The following is a 1,403-nucleotide window of genomic DNA, read 5'->3' as shown; positions in this document are numbered from 1 at the left end:
GTCTGGAAGGTTGGCGGTCGTCCCTCACATTGATGGTGTAACGGAGTCGAGGTTGGGCCTTGCTCCAAGCATCGAGGAGAGACGACCATGGAGCATTATGCCGGAATCGATGTGTCATTGGAATGCACCAGCGTGTGCGTTGTCGAGGCGAACGGCAAGATCGCTCGAGAGACCAAGGTGGCCAGCGAACCGGAGGCGCTGATCGGCTGGTTCCGTTCGCTGGGGTTCGAGTTCGCCAGGATCGGCCTCGAGGCAGGACCGCTGTCACAATGGCTTTACGCGGCGATGAAGAAGGCCGGCCTTGCCGTCGAGCTTCTGGAGACGCGCCACGTGAGCGATGCCTTCAAGGCGATGCCGGTGAAGTCGGATCGCAACGACGCCCGCAACATCGCACAGTTGATGCGGCTCGGCTGGTTCCGGCCGGTGCATTGCAAGTCGATGAGTGCCCAGGAGACCCGCGCCATGCTGACCGCGCGCAAGCTGATCCAGAGCAAGCTTCAGGACGTCGAGAACAGCTTGCGGGGGATCCTGCGCGGCTTCGGCTTGAAGGTCGGCAAGACGACGAAGCGCAGCTTTGCGGGGCGGATCAGCGAGCTGGTGGCCGGCCACCCGGCCCTGGAGGCGATCACCGCGGCGATGCTCGCGGTTCACAGGGTGCTACTGCGCGAGTTCAACGGGTTTGAGAAGCAGGTGCGGACCATGTCGCGTCTGGATGCCAAGGCCAAGCTGCTGATGTCGACGCCGGCCGTGGGACCCATTATCTCGCTGACCTATGCCAGCGCTATCGATGACCCCGCCCGCTTCACTTCGTCGAAGCGGGCGGGGCCGCTGTTCGGGTTGACGCCGAAGAAGCACCAGTCAGGCGAGACCGACTACTCCGGCCGCATCAGCAAGAATGGCGACACTTCCGTGCGCGAGGCGCTCTATGAGGCTGCCCACATCATCCTGACGAAGCCGATCAGGGGCTGTACGCAGCTCAAGAGCTGGGCGATGCGGATCGCCAGGCGTGCCGGCATGAGCAAGGCCAAGGTGGCGCTGGCGCGCAAGCTCGCCGTGATCATGCTTCGCATGCTCAAGGACAACGCACCCTTCAACTCGGCCGCCAAGGCGAGCGCCATGGCGGCCTAAAGCAGGAGCAAACAGGTTTCGGGCGGGTCACCACACCAGCCTTCCCGAAGCGAAGTCCCTTCGCCGGGACGATGGATCAGGTCAGGCCGTCATGCGGGTTGTCGACACATCTCTCGATGTGATCACGCTTCCGTAGATTGGCCGGCCTGCTCCTCTTAGAACCCCATCAGGCGACGGCCACAGCGCCGATCCCGTACAGAAGCAGGTTCCCGGCGAGAGGATGACGCAAAAAGGGATTGACTAACCAAGGCCCGTTACAGAAGCCCGCATGAGCG

The 1,403-nt window shown here is 63.0% G+C and carries 1 protein-coding gene; it reads left to right on the top strand.

What is annotated here, in order from left to right:
• Nucleotides 1–87 precede the first annotated feature (87 nt).
• On the top strand, nucleotides 88–1,128 hold the full coding sequence (locus XI09_RS08635) for an IS110 family transposase (RefSeq protein ID WP_271566463.1): 1,041 nt from the start codon (nucleotides 88–90) through the stop codon (nucleotides 1,126–1,128).
• The last annotated feature ends 275 nt before the right edge of the window (nucleotides 1,129–1,403 follow it).

Origin of the sequence: Bradyrhizobium sp. CCBAU 11386, from assembly GCF_028128955.1 — a bacterium.
Classification (GTDB): Bacteria; Pseudomonadota; Alphaproteobacteria; order Rhizobiales; family Xanthobacteraceae; genus Bradyrhizobium.
The sequence above is the reverse complement of the archived record's forward strand: the minus strand, read 5'-3'. Positions and strand labels throughout refer to the sequence as shown.

Coding starts and splice junctions, on each gene's coding strand:
- XI09_RS08635 (WP_271566463.1), top strand. CDS start 88: ATGGAGCATTATGCCGGAATCGATGTGTCATTGGAATGCACCAGCGTG.